Origin of the sequence: Stutzerimonas nosocomialis, assembly GCF_005876855.1 — a bacterium.
Taxonomy (GTDB): domain Bacteria; phylum Pseudomonadota; class Gammaproteobacteria; order Pseudomonadales; family Pseudomonadaceae; genus Stutzerimonas; species Stutzerimonas nosocomialis.
On record NZ_QLAE01000045.1, the window covers coordinates 1 to 14,046 of the forward strand.

At 66.3% G+C, this 14,046-nt stretch carries 15 protein-coding genes, 1 tRNA gene and 1 pseudogene; 6 read left to right on the top strand and 11 right to left on the bottom strand.

What is annotated here, in order from left to right; genetic code table 11:
- Positions 1 to 281, bottom strand: a pseudogene (locus tag DN824_RS20015) (hypothetical protein); the annotation flags it as partial.
- Positions 282 to 499: 218 nt separating this feature from the next.
- On the opposite strand from DN824_RS20015, the gene DN824_RS20020 reads away from it, so the two are divergent.
- From DN824_RS20020 to DN824_RS20035, 4 genes are all read left to right on the top strand, one after another.
- Positions 500 to 997: an LEA/WHy family protein gene (locus DN824_RS20020; RefSeq protein WP_138410121.1), complete on the top strand. Its 498-nt coding sequence runs from the start codon at positions 500 to 502 to the stop codon at positions 995 to 997.
- 7 nt (positions 998 to 1,004) lie between these two features.
- Positions 1,005 to 1,202 (top strand): SEC-C metal-binding domain-containing protein, encoded by a 198-nt coding sequence (locus tag DN824_RS20025; RefSeq protein ID WP_138410122.1) that lies wholly within the window; start codon positions 1,005 to 1,007, stop codon positions 1,200 to 1,202.
- 4 nt (positions 1,203 to 1,206) lie between these two features.
- The gene (locus DN824_RS20030) at positions 1,207 to 1,671 is read left to right on the top strand and encodes a DUF2489 domain-containing protein (protein ID WP_138410123.1); all 465 of its coding nucleotides are present in this window, start codon (positions 1,207 to 1,209) and stop codon (positions 1,669 to 1,671) included.
- A gap of 83 nt (positions 1,672 to 1,754) precedes the next feature.
- On the top strand, positions 1,755 to 4,292 hold the full coding sequence (locus tag DN824_RS20035; protein WP_138410124.1) for a penicillin acylase family protein: 2,538 nt from the start codon (positions 1,755 to 1,757) through the stop codon (positions 4,290 to 4,292).
- Positions 4,293 to 4,528: 236 nt separating this feature from the next.
- On the opposite strand, the gene tsaA is transcribed toward DN824_RS20035, so the two are convergent.
- From tsaA to DN824_RS20085, 10 genes are all read right to left on the bottom strand, one after another.
- Positions 4,529 to 5,224, bottom strand: coding sequence for a tRNA (N6-threonylcarbamoyladenosine(37)-N6)-methyltransferase TrmO (tsaA, locus tag DN824_RS20040; protein ID WP_138410125.1), 696 nt, complete (start codon positions 5,222 to 5,224; stop codon positions 4,529 to 4,531).
- Between the two features lie 95 nt (positions 5,225 to 5,319).
- A complete protein-coding gene (locus tag DN824_RS20045) occupies positions 5,320 to 6,090 on the bottom strand; it encodes an SDR family oxidoreductase (protein ID WP_138410126.1) in 771 nt (256 codons plus the stop codon).
- Between the two features lie 155 nt (positions 6,091 to 6,245).
- On the bottom strand, positions 6,246 to 6,551 hold the full coding sequence (locus tag DN824_RS20050) for an NIPSNAP family protein (RefSeq protein ID WP_138410127.1): 306 nt from the start codon (positions 6,549 to 6,551) through the stop codon (positions 6,246 to 6,248).
- A gap of 93 nt (positions 6,552 to 6,644) precedes the next feature.
- Entirely contained in the window at positions 6,645 to 7,409 is a 765-nt protein-coding gene (locus DN824_RS20055) for a hypothetical protein (RefSeq protein ID WP_138410128.1), read from the bottom strand.
- A gap of 414 nt (positions 7,410 to 7,823) precedes the next feature.
- Positions 7,824 to 9,149 (bottom strand): 30S ribosomal protein S12 methylthiotransferase RimO, encoded by a 1,326-nt coding sequence (gene rimO, locus DN824_RS20060; RefSeq protein ID WP_138410129.1) that lies wholly within the window; start codon positions 9,147 to 9,149, stop codon positions 7,824 to 7,826.
- Between the two features lie 118 nt (positions 9,150 to 9,267).
- The gene (gene tcyN, locus DN824_RS20065; protein WP_138410130.1) at positions 9,268 to 10,017 is read right to left on the bottom strand and encodes an L-cystine ABC transporter ATP-binding protein TcyN; all 750 of its coding nucleotides are present in this window, start codon (positions 10,015 to 10,017) and stop codon (positions 9,268 to 9,270) included.
- Complete coding sequence (tcyL, locus tag DN824_RS20070; protein WP_174236549.1) at positions 10,014 to 10,682, bottom strand: cystine ABC transporter permease; 669 nt, start codon at positions 10,680 to 10,682, stop codon at positions 10,014 to 10,016. Before tcyL ends, tcyN begins: the two co-directional genes overlap by 4 nt.
- A complete protein-coding gene (gene tcyJ / locus DN824_RS20075; protein WP_138410145.1) occupies positions 10,682 to 11,482 on the bottom strand; it encodes a cystine ABC transporter substrate-binding protein in 801 nt (266 codons plus the stop codon). Before tcyJ ends, tcyL begins: the two co-directional genes overlap by 1 nt.
- A 64-nt stretch (positions 11,483 to 11,546) precedes the next feature.
- Entirely contained in the window at positions 11,547 to 12,548 is a 1,002-nt protein-coding gene (locus DN824_RS20080; protein WP_138410132.1) for a D-cysteine desulfhydrase, read from the bottom strand.
- Positions 12,549 to 12,893: 345 nt separating this feature from the next.
- Positions 12,894 to 12,970, bottom strand: a tRNA-Met gene (locus DN824_RS20085).
- Positions 12,971 to 13,386: 416 nt separating this feature from the next.
- On the opposite strand from DN824_RS20085, the gene DN824_RS20090 reads away from it, so the two are divergent.
- The gene (locus DN824_RS20090; protein ID WP_138410133.1) at positions 13,387 to 13,683 is read left to right on the top strand and encodes a hypothetical protein; all 297 of its coding nucleotides are present in this window, start codon (positions 13,387 to 13,389) and stop codon (positions 13,681 to 13,683) included.
- Positions 13,684 to 13,699: 16 nt separating this feature from the next.
- Positions 13,700 to 13,993, top strand: coding sequence for a hypothetical protein (locus tag DN824_RS20095; protein WP_138410134.1), 294 nt, complete (start codon positions 13,700 to 13,702; stop codon positions 13,991 to 13,993).
- The last annotated feature ends 53 nt before the right edge of the window (positions 13,994 to 14,046 follow it).

The following is a 14,046-nucleotide window of genomic DNA, read 5'->3' on the forward strand; positions in this document are numbered from 1 at the left end:
GCGGCGGGGAACGGCGCTGGCGGCGGGGCGAGCACGATCTCCTCGACATCCACGTCCAGCGCCCGGACCTCGACCCGCGCACCGGCTCGTTCGAGGGTGGCGCGATACTTTTCTGCGCCCGCGGCGTCGAGGTCCTGCTTGATCACGATCCGCCGGCCGGAGAACAGCATCGCGATACGCTGGGCATCGGCCTGGAACAGGCGCGTCAGGTTGGCCTGGACCTGTTCGAGTTGCGCGCCCGGCACCAGCTGTCCGGAGAAGGCGATTTCATAACGGCTCATTGAGTGCTCCTGCGCGGGTCTGGTCGGCACGATTGGAAGAGGCGGCGCGTAGCCTAGCGCAGCCGGCCCCGGCGAACTGTTAGCTGCCCGTCAAGAACGGCAGCCGGCGGTTTTGCCGTGAATCATCAGATTGCAGTATGGATCAGGTTATTTTGCGGCGACACCCGTTGCGGGCTGCTGGCTGCTTGCTACACTGGGCCGTCCTCTGGAGTACCTGAATGCGCTTCCTGGCACAGACAATAAGAATATCCACAACGGTGCTGCTGCTGGGCGCACTGGTAGCCGTCTCCGGTTGCTCGACCTGGTTCTCCAGTAGCTTCAAGGATCCCCGGATTCAGCTCACCAAGGTCGACGTGATCAAGGCCCGACTCCTCGAGCAGGAGTTCATGCTCACCTTCCGTATCGAGAATCCCAACGACCACAGCCTGCCGATCCGCGGCCTGGTCTATGACGTCCACCTGAACGACATCCAGCTGGCGGCGGGCGAGTCCAGCGGCTGGATGACCGTGCCGGCCCACGGCACCGAACTGTACGAGGTGCCGGTGCGCACCAACCTCTGGCGGCACATGAAATACGTGGTGCGTCTGCTGGAGAAGCCCGACAGCCCCATCCAGTATCGCCTGCAGGGTGAGGTGAAGACCGGGCTGATGCGCGGACGGCGCGTGCACATCGCCACCAATGGCGAGATAATCCCGGGCGACTTTATTCCGGAGTAGGTCCTCGATGAACCAGCAACCCCATGTCCATGGTCCCGACTGCAACCACGATCACGATCACGACCATGAGCATCACCACCACGTCCACGGTCCGCACTGCAACCACGGCCACGAGCCGGTGCGCAATCCGCTGAAGGACGTCGGCCGCAACGATCCCTGCCCGTGCGGCAGCGACAAGAAATTCAAGAAGTGCCACGGCGCCTGATGCCATGACGCCGCTCGCCATCGCCTTGTCCATCGTCGCCGTGCTGCTGATCGCCGCGCTGGCAGGCTATGCCCTGCATCTGTGGCGGCGGGTATGGCATGGCGAGCAGCAGCGTGCCGACGCCCAGGCGCAGCGTCAGATCGCCCTCGCCGAAGACCTGCGCATCCTGGCCAGCAGCCTGCTGGACGAACAGGTGCCGCTGATCGAGGGCGCGATCCGCATCAAGGTATTGCTCGACAACTACGACGCGAACCTGGGCCAGGACCCGCGCTGCCAGGTGTTCCAGCAGCTCTACGACGCCACCGAGCATGTCCCGACCCATGCGGCCTGGAAGGCGCTGGACAAGCTCGAACGCCGCCGCCACGAAGCCAATTTCAGTGCCCTCGAGTTGCAGCACAAGGCCGAAGCCCGTCGCTCGGCGCGCTGGCTGCTGGACGAGGCGCTGCCCAGGACGCGCAACGCGGCCTGAACACCCTTGTGTCGCGCCGCGCGCACCTGTTCTCTCCTAACCTGTCGATAACCCTGCGCTCAGCAATTTCCAAGGAGCCGCCGATGGCGCTGCGTCTGTCTCGTTCCCTGGTTCGTCTGGCTACCGGTGCCTCGCTGGCACTGGTGGGCCTGGCGGGCTGCCAGTCCTATCTGGATTCCCGCTACAGTGCCAGCCTGCCGCCGCAGCAGGGCGTGCAGCCGCTCAAGGGGCTGGCCGACAACGTCAGCATCCGCCGTAACGCGTTGGGCATGCCGCTGATCGAGTCGAGCAGCTTCCACGACGGGCTGTTCGCCCTCGGTTATGTGCATGCCACGGATCGCCTGAGCCAGATGGTCAGTCTGCGACTGATGGCCCAGGGGCGTCTGGCGGAAATGCTCGGCCCGGGCGTGCTGGAGGCCGATCGCTTCATGCGCGCGGTGAACCTCAAGCAGAGCGCCGACGTGCTCTACCGCGAGTCATCGCCGCGGATGAAGGCTTTCTTCGAGGTCTATGCGCGCGGGGTCAATGCCTACCTGTACCGCCATCGCGACAAGCTGCCGATGGACCTGGCCAGCTCCGGCTACCAGCCGGCCTATTGGAAACCCGAGGATTCGGTGCTGGTGTTCTGCCTGCTGAACTTCGGCCTGGCGGTCAACCTGCAGGAGGAAATCGCCTCCCTGGTGCTGGCCCAGCAGGTCGGCGCCGACAAGCTCGCCTGGCTGCTGCCGACCTATCCCGACGAGCCGCTGCCGTTCGAGGAGGCGGACAAGCTCAAGGGGCTCAGGCTCGACGGGCAGATTCCGGGGCTCGCTGCCGTCGAGCGCGCCGCCGGCCAGATCGCCGCGCTGAACATGCAGGGTTCTGCCGCCTCGAACAACTGGGCGATCGCCGGACGCAACAGCCGCAGCGGCAGGCCGATCCTGGCCAACGACACCCACTTGCCGTTGTCGATGCCCTCGTACTGGAATTTCGTGCAGCTGCGCTCGCCCAAATTCCAGGGCGCCGGGGTCTCGATCGCCGGTGTGCCGGCCATCGTGGCGGGCTTCAACGGCAAGCTCGGCTGGGGCATGACCATGGTCATGGGCGACAACCAGGACCTGTTCCTCGAGCAGGTCCGGCGGGTCGGCAACCAGCTGCAGTACCTGGCCGACGGCCAGTGGGTCGCCGCGCGGGAGCGGCAGGAGACCTACATCATCAAGGGCGAGCGCCCGATCCGCGAAACCCTCTACGAGACGCGCAACGGTCCGCTGCTCAACAGCGTGCTGGGCGAGCGCAAGCATCCGCTGCAGCCGCTGGCGTTGAGCAGCGGTTACGGGCTGGCGCTCAAGACCACGCAGTTCGAGGCCGACAAGTCGCTCGACGCCTTCTTCGACCTGTCCCGCGCGCAGTCGGTCGAGGCCGCCTTCGAGGCGACCCGGGATATCCGTGCGATGCCGCTGAACATCGTCTTCGCCGACGCGCAGAGCATCGGCTGGCAGGTGACCGGCCGTTTCCCCAACCGGCGCGACGGGCTCGGTCTGATCCCTTCGCCGGGTTGGGACGGTCGCTATGACTGGGACGGTTTCGCCGACCCGATGCTGCACCCCTACGACCAGGACCCCGCCCAGGGATGGCTCGGTACCGCCAACCACCGCATCGTGCCGCGCGGCTACGGCATGCAGCTGTCCAATTCCTGGTACTACCCCGAGCGCGCCGAACGCCTCGCCGAACTGGCCGGCAGTGGCAAGCACGACACCCGCAGCACCATCGCCATGCAGTACGACCAGACCACCCCGTTCGCCGCCAAGCTGAAGGCCATGTTCGAGGCGCCGGGGATGGCCCAGCCGCTGAAACAGGCCATCGACGCGCTGCCGCAGGCCGATCGCGCGCGGGCGCGTGAGGCCTTCTCGCGGCTGATGGCGTTCGACGGCAAGCTCGGCGCCGACTCGGCCGATGCGGCGTTGTACGGAGCCTTCCTGCAGGAGAGCGCGCGGCAGATCTTCCTCGACGAGCTCGGCCCGGAAACCAGCCCTGCCTGGCGCGCGCTGATCCAGACGGCCAACAGCTCCTATTCGGCGCAGGCCGATCATCTGCTCGGGCGCGACGACAGCCCGTTCTGGAACGACATCCGCACCGGCGTCACCGAGGACAAGCCGACCATCCTGGCGCGCAGCCTGGCCGCCTCCGTGGCGCTGCTGGAGAGCCGCCTGGGCGCCGATCGCGGGGCCTGGAAGTGGGGCAACCTGCACACCTATCGCTGGACCAGCGGCGCCACCCAGCTGGCACCCTACATGAGCGCCGGCCAGCGCACGGGCGTCCAGGCCCTGCGCGGTTATCTGGACCGCGGCCCGTATCAGGCCGGAGGCGACCACACCACCCTCAACGTGGCGGCCTACGAATGGGGTGGCAGCTTCGATACCTGGCTGGTGCCGGCCATGCGGATCATCGTCGACTTCGGCCGCGAAGAACCCTTCATCGGCCTCAACAGCTCCGGCCAGTCGGGCAACCCCGCCAGCCCGCATTACGCCGATGGCATCGACGCCTGGCTCAGGGCCCAGTACATGAGCTTCCCGTTCAAGCCGGAAAACCTCGAGCAGGTCTATGGCACCCGGCGCCTGACGCTGGTCCCGGAAAAAGAGTAAGACGCCGCCTTCAAGGCCCTGCGCCGGCCGCCGAGGCCGGCGTCGGGCCCGTCGCGGTCGCGACCAGGCGTCCCCGACCGCTCTCATGGTGGCGATGCGTGCATCGGGTTTAGCAGCGACACGTGCGCAGAGGCTTTTCCTGGAAGCGACGGTTGTCCCTGGGGCTTTCGTGGGAGCGGTCGGGGACGCCCAGTCTTGACCGCGAATATGTTCCAGCACGGCGAACCCGCCTGGCGCTATGCCGCCGGTACCACTTCGAGGACCCGGATGCACTCGGGCGAGGGGTAATGCCAGCGGACCTCGACATCCCACAGGCGGGTGCCGTAGCGGCGTTCCGGCGTCGGGGTCTGGTAGGCGGGGCGGGGGTCCTGGGCGAGGCATTGCTCGATCAGTTCGGCCAGCGGCTCGCCCAGGCGCTGCCCGTGCTGGCGGGCCTGTTGCAGGGCCTGCTCGGACCATTCCACGGCGATCGCAGCCGGCGCTTCGGCGGCCATCCCGTTGCTCGCTTCGGCGATGGCGTCGGCGTAGGGCACGTAGGGCTTGATGTCGAGTATCGGCGTGCCGTCGAGCAGGTCGATCCCCGACAGCCACAGCCGTCCGGGTTCGATGGCGTCGAGCTTGACCACCGACTGGCCGATGCCATTGGGCCGGTGCGTGGAGCGGGTGGCGAACACCCCGACCATCTGGTTGCCGCCCAGCCGGGGCGGGCGTACGCGCAGGCGCGGCTGGCTCTCCAGTGCCTGGTGGAACAGGAACAGCAGCCAGACGTGGCTCACCTGTTCCAATCCATCGAGCGCATGGGCCTGGTCGAACGGCGGCACCAGTTCGAGGACACCGCGGGCGGCAGGGGCCAGCCTGGGCTGTCGGGGAATGGCGAATTTTTCCTGGAAGCAGGAACGCAGGTAGCCGATGGGCGAGACGGTATGGTTCATGGCGGTGGCGCTGGGGATCGGGCGCCTATCTTAGCCGTTGATGCGCCGGGCTGCTGCCGGTTGCATCGGCGCAACCGGCGGCGGGCGGGCCGGCGCTAGAGGTGGAAGCCGCCGTCGATGGGGATGATCGCGCCGGTCATGTAGGCGCCGGCGGTGCTGGCCAGACTGATCGCCAGCGCGGCCATTTCCTCTTCCCGTCCCCAGCGCTTCATCGGGATGTGGGCGCAGTCGGCCGCCATCGCCTCGGCGTCGTTGGCGATGAAGGAGGTCATCTTGCTGGGGAAACGCCCCGGTGCGATGACATTGACGTTGATGTGCTGTTCGACCAGCTCCCGCGCCAGCATGCGCGACAGTTGATGCAGCGCGGCCTTGCTCGGTCCGTAGGCGTAGGCCTGTTCGCCGTGGGACGTGAGGCCGGCCACCGAACCGATGTTGATGATGCGTGCCGGGGCGTCCGGGCTGGCGGCGTTGCGCAGCAGCGGCAACAGCTGCTGGATGCAGCCGAACACCGAAGTCACGTTCAGCTGCATGACCTTTTCCCAGCCCTTGGCCGGATACTCGTCCAGGGGCGCCCCCCAGGTGGTGCCGGCGTTGTTGACCAGGATGTCCAGGCGGTCGATGCGTTCGCCCAGGGCCTCGGCGAAAGCCTTGATGCCGTCTTCGCTGGCGAGATTGGCGGCCAGCGCATGGCATTCGCCCAGGTGGCCGAGTTCGCTGGCCGCCGCTTCGCATGCCTGGGCATCACGGGCGCACAGGTAGACGGTGGCGCCGGCTTCCAGAAAGCCCTTGGCGATCATATGACCGATGCCTCGGGTGCCACCGGTGACCAATGCCGTGCGGCCGGCCAGGGAAAAATAGGGGAGCATGGACATTCCTCGTGTTGGCTGTCGAGCCACACCCTAGCGGCCGCCACGGGCTTTGCGAGCGACCATTTGCCATGCAAATGCACCTGTATAGGCTGCGCCTAGCCGAGCAGGGCGCTCATCGAGTGTCCCGGCCCTTCACGGGCATCGACCGCCCTTCAGCCGAAGACCGGGCGCATGAAGCTGCGCTCGTAGCTGAGGATGCAGCGTGTCTGGCGTGCGTAGTCGAAGGCCGACAGGCAGTCGGCGTCCTCCATCGAGGCTTTGCGGTACTGCTCGTACGTCGCCAGGCTTGGGAAGCTGAACAGCGCCAGGGCGATGTTGTTGGCGCCTTCCGAGGGCAGGAAATAGCCGTGATGCTGGCCGCCGAAGCGCTCCACCAGAGGTATCCAGAGCCTGGCGTAGTGCTCGAACTCGTCGAGCTTGTACGGATCGATGACGTAGCGCAGGTGACAGGTGACCATGGAACTTCCTTGCCGATGGGGGAGCGGCTTTTATGCCGTGGGCCAGGCACGAAGTCCAGCAACAGCGACGCCGCATCGGCGCCGCTGCAGGGGTCAGCGACTGCTGGTGACGGGGCGCAGCTGCTGTTGAGGGCGGCGACGGTTGGCCCAGCGGGCTCGCAGGTAGTCGAAGAGGTAGGCCTTGTCCGTTTCGGGGCGCAGGCCGAGCAGCAGCACATAGCTGAGCGTGGCGCTGGCCACCAGCATTTCGCCACCGTCCTCCAGCACGCCGAACAGCAGATCCGCGGCTTCGCCCAGCGGGAGGATGACGTGCGCCATGTCGAAGCCGACGCCGAAGAAGACCAGCGCGCCGATCAGCAGCAGCGTGTCATGGGAGATTTTCTTGAAGGCCGGACGCCCAGCCAGGTAGCTCCAGCACACGAAGGCCAGCAGGAGCACGCCCATGGCCGCGGAGGCGGCGAGTTCGCCGATGTCCTCGACACGCAGGCCGAACGGCGGGGCGATGTCCAGGTGGGCGGCGAAGAGGGCGCCGACCCGCTCGTGCAGTGCCAGCGCATCGTCGGCCAAGAAATAGGCAAAAACCAGGGCCCAGGCCAGATACGTCGGCGAGCGGCGCAACAGGGCGAGGTAGCCGAACAGCAATACGATCCAGAACCACTTGAGGTACTGGTAGACCTCCGGGTAGCCGCGGTCTTTCTCCAGGGAGAACAGCGGGTCGTTGGGAAAGGGCGTAAGGCTGTTGATCAGGTGCAGCGTGACGAATCCGACGTCGGCCAATACGAGCATGACCACCAGGAGCAGGGCGGCTTGGGCGGAGCAGTCGAGGCTGTGGGCAAGGCGGTTTTTGTTGTTATTCATCAAGGCGATTCCTTCCAATTAGGCAGCCTGCCGCTGGCCGCGATGCGATGGCAGCGAGAGGCTCCTGTTCGGTTGACGCACGCGACGACTTCCGTCCTGCTTGCCCAACAGCAAGCGGGCCGACGGCGCGACTCCGTTTCAGAAAAACGTGACAAGAGTATTACGGAATACTCAGTTACGAGTGGAGGGCGGGATTTTTTGTTCCTCGGGCATGTTGCAGTGTCGTGACACTGTGCGCAGAGTTGCAAATCGCGCCTGACAACTCAGTCTATCCCACTGTTTTTATTGAGTTTGTGTGTTGGCCTGTGGTGGGTTCGGCGCGCCGAAGCAGACCGAATTTCATGCTGGCGGCCAGATGCCGTTCGTCGGAAATAAAAAAGCCCCGCAGGTGCGGGGCTTCGAGAGCAGCAGTGATCAGAGGGTTTCGGCCCAGAGGTCGTATTCGTCGGCGTTGGTGACCCGAACCCAGACCTTGTCGCCCGGCTTGAGGTCCTGGTCGCTGTCCACGTAGACGTTGCCGTCGATTTCCGGCGCATCGGCGTAGGAACGGCCGATCGCGCCTTCCTCGTCGACCTCGTCGATCAGCACTTCGATTTCCTTGCCGATCTTCAGCGCCAGCCGGGCGGCGCTGATGGCCTGCTGATGCGCCATGAAGCGCTCCCAGCGGTCCTGCTTGACCTCATCGGGCACGGCCTCGAGGCCCAGGTCGTTGGCCGGTGCGCCCTCGACCGGCGAGTACTGGAAGCAGCCGACGCGGTCGAGCTGCGCTTCGGTGAGCCAGTCGAGCAGGTACTGGAAGTCCTCCTCGGTTTCGCCCGGGAAGCCGACGATGAAGGTCGAGCGGATGGTCAGCTCGGGGCAGATCTCCCGCCAGGCCTTGATGCGTGCCAGGGTCTTGTCTTCGAAGGCCGGGCGCTTCATCGCCTTGAGCACCTTGGGGCTGGCGTGCTGGAAGGGAATGTCCAGGTAAGGCAGCAGCTTGCCGGCGGCCATCAGCGGGATCACGTCGTCGACGTTCGGGTAGGGGTAGACGTAATGCAGGCGGACCCAGACGCCCATGCTGGACAGGGCCTCGCAGAGCTCCTTCATGCGGGTCTTGACCGGCTGGCCGTTCCAGAAGTCGGTCTTGTACTTCATGTCGACGCCGTAGGCGCTGGTGTCCTGGGAGATCACCAGCAGCTCCTTGACGCCGGCCTTGACCAGGCGCTCGGCCTCGCTGAGCACATCGCCCACCGGGCGGCTGACCAGCTTGCCGCGCATCGACGGAATGATGCAGAAGCTGCAACTGTGGTTGCAGCCTTCGGAGATCTTCAGATAGGCGTAGTGGCGCGGGGTGAGCTTGATGCCCTGTGGCGGCACCAGGTCGATCAGCGGGTTGTGCTCCAGGCTCGGCGGCACCACCTCGTGCACGGCGTTGACCACCTGCTCGTACTGCTGCGGGCCGGTAACGGCCAGTACGCTGGGATGCACGTCGCGAATGTTGCCTTCGTCGACGCCCATGCAGCCGGTGACGATGACCCGGCCGTTCTCGGCTAGGGCTTCGCCGATGGCATCGAGGGATTCGGCCTTGGCGCTGTCGATGAAGCCGCAGGTGTTGACCACCACGACGTCGGCGTCCTGGTAAGTCGGAACGATCTCGTACCCTTCCATGCGCAGCTGGGTGAGGATGCGTTCGGAGTCGACGGTGGCCTTCGGGCAACCGAGGGAGACGAACCCGACTTTGGGCGTGGCGGTGGACATGCGGCTAACCTCGAAGGGCGCCGTCAGGCGCCTCTGATCAAAAAGTGCGCAATTCTAGCGGCGCTTTGCGGCGCTGCAAAGTGCCGGCTGTGCCTTTCGCCAAAGAGCAGGCGATGCGTCAGGATTCGCCGAGAAACTTGCGCAGGAATTGGCGGGTTCGCTCGTGCTGCGGAGCGCCGAACAGGGCCCGGGCCTCACCTTGCTCGACGATCACGCCGCCGTCGATGAAGATCGCCCGGTTGGCCACGTCACGGGCGAAACTCATCTCGTGGGTGACGATCACCAGGGTGCGTTTTTCTTCCGCCAGGCCGCGGATGGTCGCCAGCACCTCGCCCACCAGCTCGGGGTCCAGCGCCGAGGTGGGCTCGTCGAACAGGATCACCTCCGGCTGCATGGCCAGCGCCCGGGCGATCGCCACGCGCTGTTGCTGCCCGCCGGAGAGGCGTCTGGGGTAGGCCTCTTCCTTGCCCGCCAGGCCGACCTTGGCGAGCAGTTGCCGGCCTCGCTCGATGGCGGTGGCGCGGGGTTCCTTCTTGACCACCACCGGGCCTTCGATGACGTTTTCCAGCGCGGTGCGGTGGGGGAAGAGGTTGAAGTTCTGGAAGACGAAGCCCACCTGCTGGCGCAACTGGCGGACCTGCCGCTGCTGCGGCTTGAGCGGGCGGGAGGCGTCGATGCGGATCTCGCCGACCTGGATGGTGCCGCCATCGGGCTGTTCGAGCAGGTTCAGGCAGCGCAGCAGGGTGGTCTTGCCCGAACCGCTGGGGCCGACGATGGCCAGCACCTCGCCCGGCGCGATATCCAGGTCGATGCCCTTGAGCACGGGTTGTCCGTTGAAGGTTTTGGTCAGGTTGCGAACGCTGATCATGGGCCGTCCTGTTCGTGCCGATTGACCCGGTTCTCGAGCCGGCCCTGCAGGTGCGCCAGCACGGTCGCCAGCGCCCAGTAGATCAGCGCCGCGGCCAGGTACATGGTGAAGATCTCGAAGGTGCGCGCGGTGATCAGCTGCGCCTGGCGGAACAGCTCCGGCACCTGGATGGTGGCAGCCAGGGCGGTGTCCTTGACCAGCGAGATGAAGCTGTTGCCCAGCGGCGGCAGGGCGGTGCGCGCCGCCTGGGGCAGGATGGTGCGGTAGAGCGTCTGGCGTCTGTTCATGCCGATGCTCGCCGCCGCCTCCCACTGGCCGCGGTCGATCGAGGCGATGGCGCCGCGCAGGATTTCCGACGTGTAGGCGCCCATGTTCAGCGAGAAGCCGATCAGCGCGGCGGTCAGCGGATCGAGCTGGATGCCGAGCTGGGGCAGGCCGTAATAGATCATGAACAGCTGCACCAGCAGCGGCGTACCGCGGAAGAAGGATACGTACAGGCGCGACAGCCAGCGCAGGGGCGCCGCGGCATACAGCCTGAGCAGCGCCAGCGCGAAGCCGAGCAGCAGGCCGAAGAACATCCCGCCCAGGCTCAGCACGACGGTGTAGAGCGCGCCCTTGAGCAGAAAGGGCGCCGAGTCGAGCAACAGCTGCAGGCTCTGCTCCATCACTCGGTGACGTCAGCCTGGAACCACTTCTGCGACAGCGCCTTGAGCGTGCCGTCGGCCCGCAGCGTGGCGATCGCCTCGTCGACCGCTTCGAGCAGCGCGGGGTTGCCCTTGCGCATGGCGACCCCGGCCTCCTGGCGCGAGAAGGGCTCACCGGCTATCGCCATCGCATCGCCGGTCTTGGAGAGCAGCTCGAAGGCCGCGAGTCGGTCGATCAGCATGACGTCGATGCGGCCGAAGCGCAGATCCTGGTACTTGGTGGGGTCGTCGTCATAGGTGCGGACCTCGGCGTCCGGCACGTTCTCGCGCAGCCACTGTTCGTAGTTGGTCCCCAGACCCACGCCCACGCGCTTGCCCGCGAGGTCGGCGGCACTGTTGATCTGCGACTCCTTGCCCTTCTGGGTCATGGCCTGGATGCCGGATACGGTGTACGGCGTCGAGAAGTCGTACTTCTGCTTGCGCTCCTCGGAAATGGTGACCTGGTTGATCACCACGTCCAGGCGGCCCGACTCCAGCGCCGCGAGGATGCCGTCCCACTTGGTCGGCTGGAATTTCGCCTCGACCCCGAGCTGCTTGGCCAGCGCCTGGGCGAACTCGACCTCGAAGCCGGTCAGCCGGCCGCTCGCGTCCTGGAAGTTGAACGGCGGATAGGTGCCCTCGAGGCCGATCTGGATGCTGCCGCGTTGTTTGATCTGCTCCAGCAGGTCATCGGCGGCAAGGCTCTGGCCGATCAGCCCGACGCTGACGAAAAGGCCCAGGGCGGTGGAAAGGAAACGGCGTCGCAGGTCGTGGCAGGTCATCATCGTCTCACTCTCAGGCAGGTGGAATCGCGGCGCGCGCGGCGTCGCTACGTGTCGAACGGGCTCAGGGGGCTGCGCGCTGGTAGGCGAACAGTGCCGGCGAGCCGCCGGTGTGCAGGAACAGGAGCGGGTCGTCGCCGGGAAAAGCGCCGCGGGCGATCCCGTCGAGCAGGCCGGCAAAGGCCTTGCCGGTATAGACCGGGTCCAACAGGATTCCTTCCAGGCGGGCGAGCAGGGCGACGGCCTCCAGCGTGGCGGCATTGGGTTCGCCATAGCGGGGCGCGAAGTAGCCATCCCACAGCTCGACAGGCAGGCCATCGGGCATGGGGATGCCGAGCTGCTGCGCGGTCTGCTGGAGCAGGCTGTCGACCTTCGGGCGCTGAGCCTCTTCGCTTCGCGAGACGGTGACGCCGACCACTCGCGTGCCCGGTCGCGTCGCCTGCAGTGCGAGGGCCAGGCCGGCATGGGTGCCGGCGCTGCCCGAGGCGAGCACCACCGCGGCGAAGGCGCTGCCGCATTCGTCCATCTGTCTGGAAAGCTCCAGGCCGCCACGCACGTAACCCAGCGCCCCGATGGCGTTCGAGCCGCCGATCGGCACCAGGTACGGACGTTTTCCGGCCTGGCGCAGCCGCTCACCAGCGGCTTGCAGCAGCGACTCGGCCTGGGACAGGTCGTCGACCCGCTCCACCTCGGCACCGTAGAGGTCGAGCAGCAGGCGGTTGCCGTTGGCGAGGTAGTTGCGGTCCTGGCTCTGGATCGGGTTCTCCAGCAGCGCCAGGCAACCCAGGCCGAGCCGCGCCGCCAGCGCCGCCGTCTGGCGAACGTGGTTCGACTGGATGGCGCCCGCCGTTACCAGGGTATCGGCCCCGGCGGCCAGCGCATGGGCGCCGAGGTATTCGAGCTTGCGGGCCTTGTTGCCGCCGAGTGCGAAGGGCGTGAGATCGTCGCGTTTGATGTACAGCTCGCGACCGAGGTGTCGGGAAAGGCGTTCGAGCCGTTCCAGCGGCGTGGCGCCGGGCACCAGCTCGAGACGGGGAAACTGCGAAAGTGCATCGCCAATGAGCATGTTCAGGGCTCTGTCGGGACAGGATGGCGTGCGCGCCACCGCGTTTTCGCCGCGGTGCGCTTTCGCACCTGCCCCGCGGCCGTTATTCGCGCAGAGTAGCCAGCGTCGGCGGTAAATGCCAAGAGAGTGTCGGCCAGGGCGAGCGTTGCGGGGCGGGGCGGTCGTTGCTAGGCAGGCCGGTGCGCCGACTCGCAGTCATTCGAGCCTGCATCGGAACGATCGATCATGGCGGCAACGTCCAGATGAGCCTGTTCGACCAGGGGGGGCGCGACACGGCGGTTTGCCGCCAAGCAACGGCAGAAAGCAAAAAGCCCCGAATGCTGTTGCATTCGAGGCTTTTCGATTTGGTTGCGGGAGCCGGATTTGAACCGACGACCTTCGGGTTATGAGCCCGACGAGCTACCAGACTGCTCCATCCCGCGTCTGTGGGTCGGCATTCTACAGCCGATCTTCAGGCTGTCAACCTCGAAGATGAAAAAAACGTTTTTTCTTCAGGCATTTAGCGAAAGGGCGGGCACCTGGGACGTGCGCGACCGTCGGCGAGAGGTGCGCTGCACGGGCCTCTCGGACGTCTCGCGGGGATAGTGTCTGCGTGCGATTCTCAGCATGCCCCACAGCATCGCCGCTGCCACCAGCAGCCAGCCTCCGATCATCGCGCAAATCAGCAGTGCAGGCGTCATCATTCCCTCGTTTCGTGCTGCGGCCATGTCGCCCGGCCAGTACGGGTATAGACCTCGATGGCTCGAAGGGGTTTCCGATGCCATCGGTCACCTCGCTTCGGCGTCGCCGCACCTTGGCGCCTCGGCGATGCCAAAACTCCATGAGGAGGAGGCTCGATATGCGAATCGAAACACGCGTCACTTCAAGGTCGATGGCGATCCTGCTGGTGCTCGGGTTACTGGGCGGTGCCCCGATGGCGCAGGCGCAGAACACGGGCCCCGTGGATCGCGGGGCGGCCGGCAGCGGCTCGATGGGGATCGGGGAGGGCATCGACCCTGAGCCCCAGCGTACGCCGAGGGAGGAAGCTCGCGACGACGGCGACCACAGCGCCGACGATCCCGGGCATGGCGGCGGCAACGAGACCGACATGCAGCACCACAACCAGTATCAGGCGCAGCCCGAAAAGCGCGACTGACCATAAAGGAGGCTTCATGAAGCGCTATCCCGTTCTGGCGCTCGCTGCGCTGATGTCGCTCGGTTCCCTTTCGTTCGCCGACCAGGCCGGTACCGAGCGAGGCGAGAAGCCTGCGCTGCGTGACGGCAGTGGCCTGGGCAGGCAGCAGGATGTCGAGACGCCTGAGCGCCCTGGTATCGACTCGGGCACCGATACGACCCAGGGCGCAGGCACCACCGACACCCTGCTCGGCACGGAAGGCGAGGCTGGCCGCTCGGCGAGCCAGCCCGAAGCCATCACGCCCACCGGCTCGGACACCATCGAGGAATAGCCTGTGCGGTCGGCCCCTGGTCGGGGGCGCTGCGTCAGGCGTTTCTAAAGGCC

Coding starts and splice junctions, on each gene's coding strand:
- DN824_RS20020 (WP_138410121.1), top strand. CDS start 500: ATGCGCTTCCTGGCACAGACAATAAGAATATCCACAACGGTGCTGCTG.
- DN824_RS20025 (WP_138410122.1), top strand. CDS start 1,005: ATGAACCAGCAACCCCATGTCCATGGTCCCGACTGCAACCACGATCAC.
- DN824_RS20030 (WP_138410123.1), top strand. CDS start 1,207: ATGACGCCGCTCGCCATCGCCTTGTCCATCGTCGCCGTGCTGCTGATC.
- DN824_RS20035 (WP_138410124.1), top strand. CDS start 1,755: ATGGCGCTGCGTCTGTCTCGTTCCCTGGTTCGTCTGGCTACCGGTGCC.
- tsaA (WP_138410125.1), bottom strand. CDS start 5,224: ATGAACCATACCGTCTCGCCCATCGGCTACCTGCGTTCCTGCTTCCAG.
- DN824_RS20045 (WP_138410126.1), bottom strand. CDS start 6,090: ATGCTCCCCTATTTTTCCCTGGCCGGCCGCACGGCATTGGTCACCGGT.
- DN824_RS20050 (WP_138410127.1), bottom strand. CDS start 6,551: ATGGTCACCTGTCACCTGCGCTACGTCATCGATCCGTACAAGCTCGAC.
- DN824_RS20055 (WP_138410128.1), bottom strand. CDS start 7,409: ATGAATAACAACAAAAACCGCCTTGCCCACAGCCTCGACTGCTCCGCC.
- rimO (WP_138410129.1), bottom strand. CDS start 9,149: ATGTCCACCGCCACGCCCAAAGTCGGGTTCGTCTCCCTCGGTTGCCCG.
- tcyN (WP_138410130.1), bottom strand. CDS start 10,017: ATGATCAGCGTTCGCAACCTGACCAAAACCTTCAACGGACAACCCGTG.
- tcyL (WP_174236549.1), bottom strand. CDS start 10,682: ATGGAGCAGAGCCTGCAGCTGTTGCTCGACTCGGCGCCCTTTCTGCTC.
- tcyJ (WP_138410145.1), bottom strand. CDS start 11,482: ATGACCTGCCACGACCTGCGACGCCGTTTCCTTTCCACCGCCCTGGGC.
- DN824_RS20080 (WP_138410132.1), bottom strand. CDS start 12,548: ATGCTCATTGGCGATGCACTTTCGCAGTTTCCCCGTCTCGAGCTGGTG.
- DN824_RS20090 (WP_138410133.1), top strand. CDS start 13,387: ATGCGAATCGAAACACGCGTCACTTCAAGGTCGATGGCGATCCTGCTG.
- DN824_RS20095 (WP_138410134.1), top strand. CDS start 13,700: ATGAAGCGCTATCCCGTTCTGGCGCTCGCTGCGCTGATGTCGCTCGGT.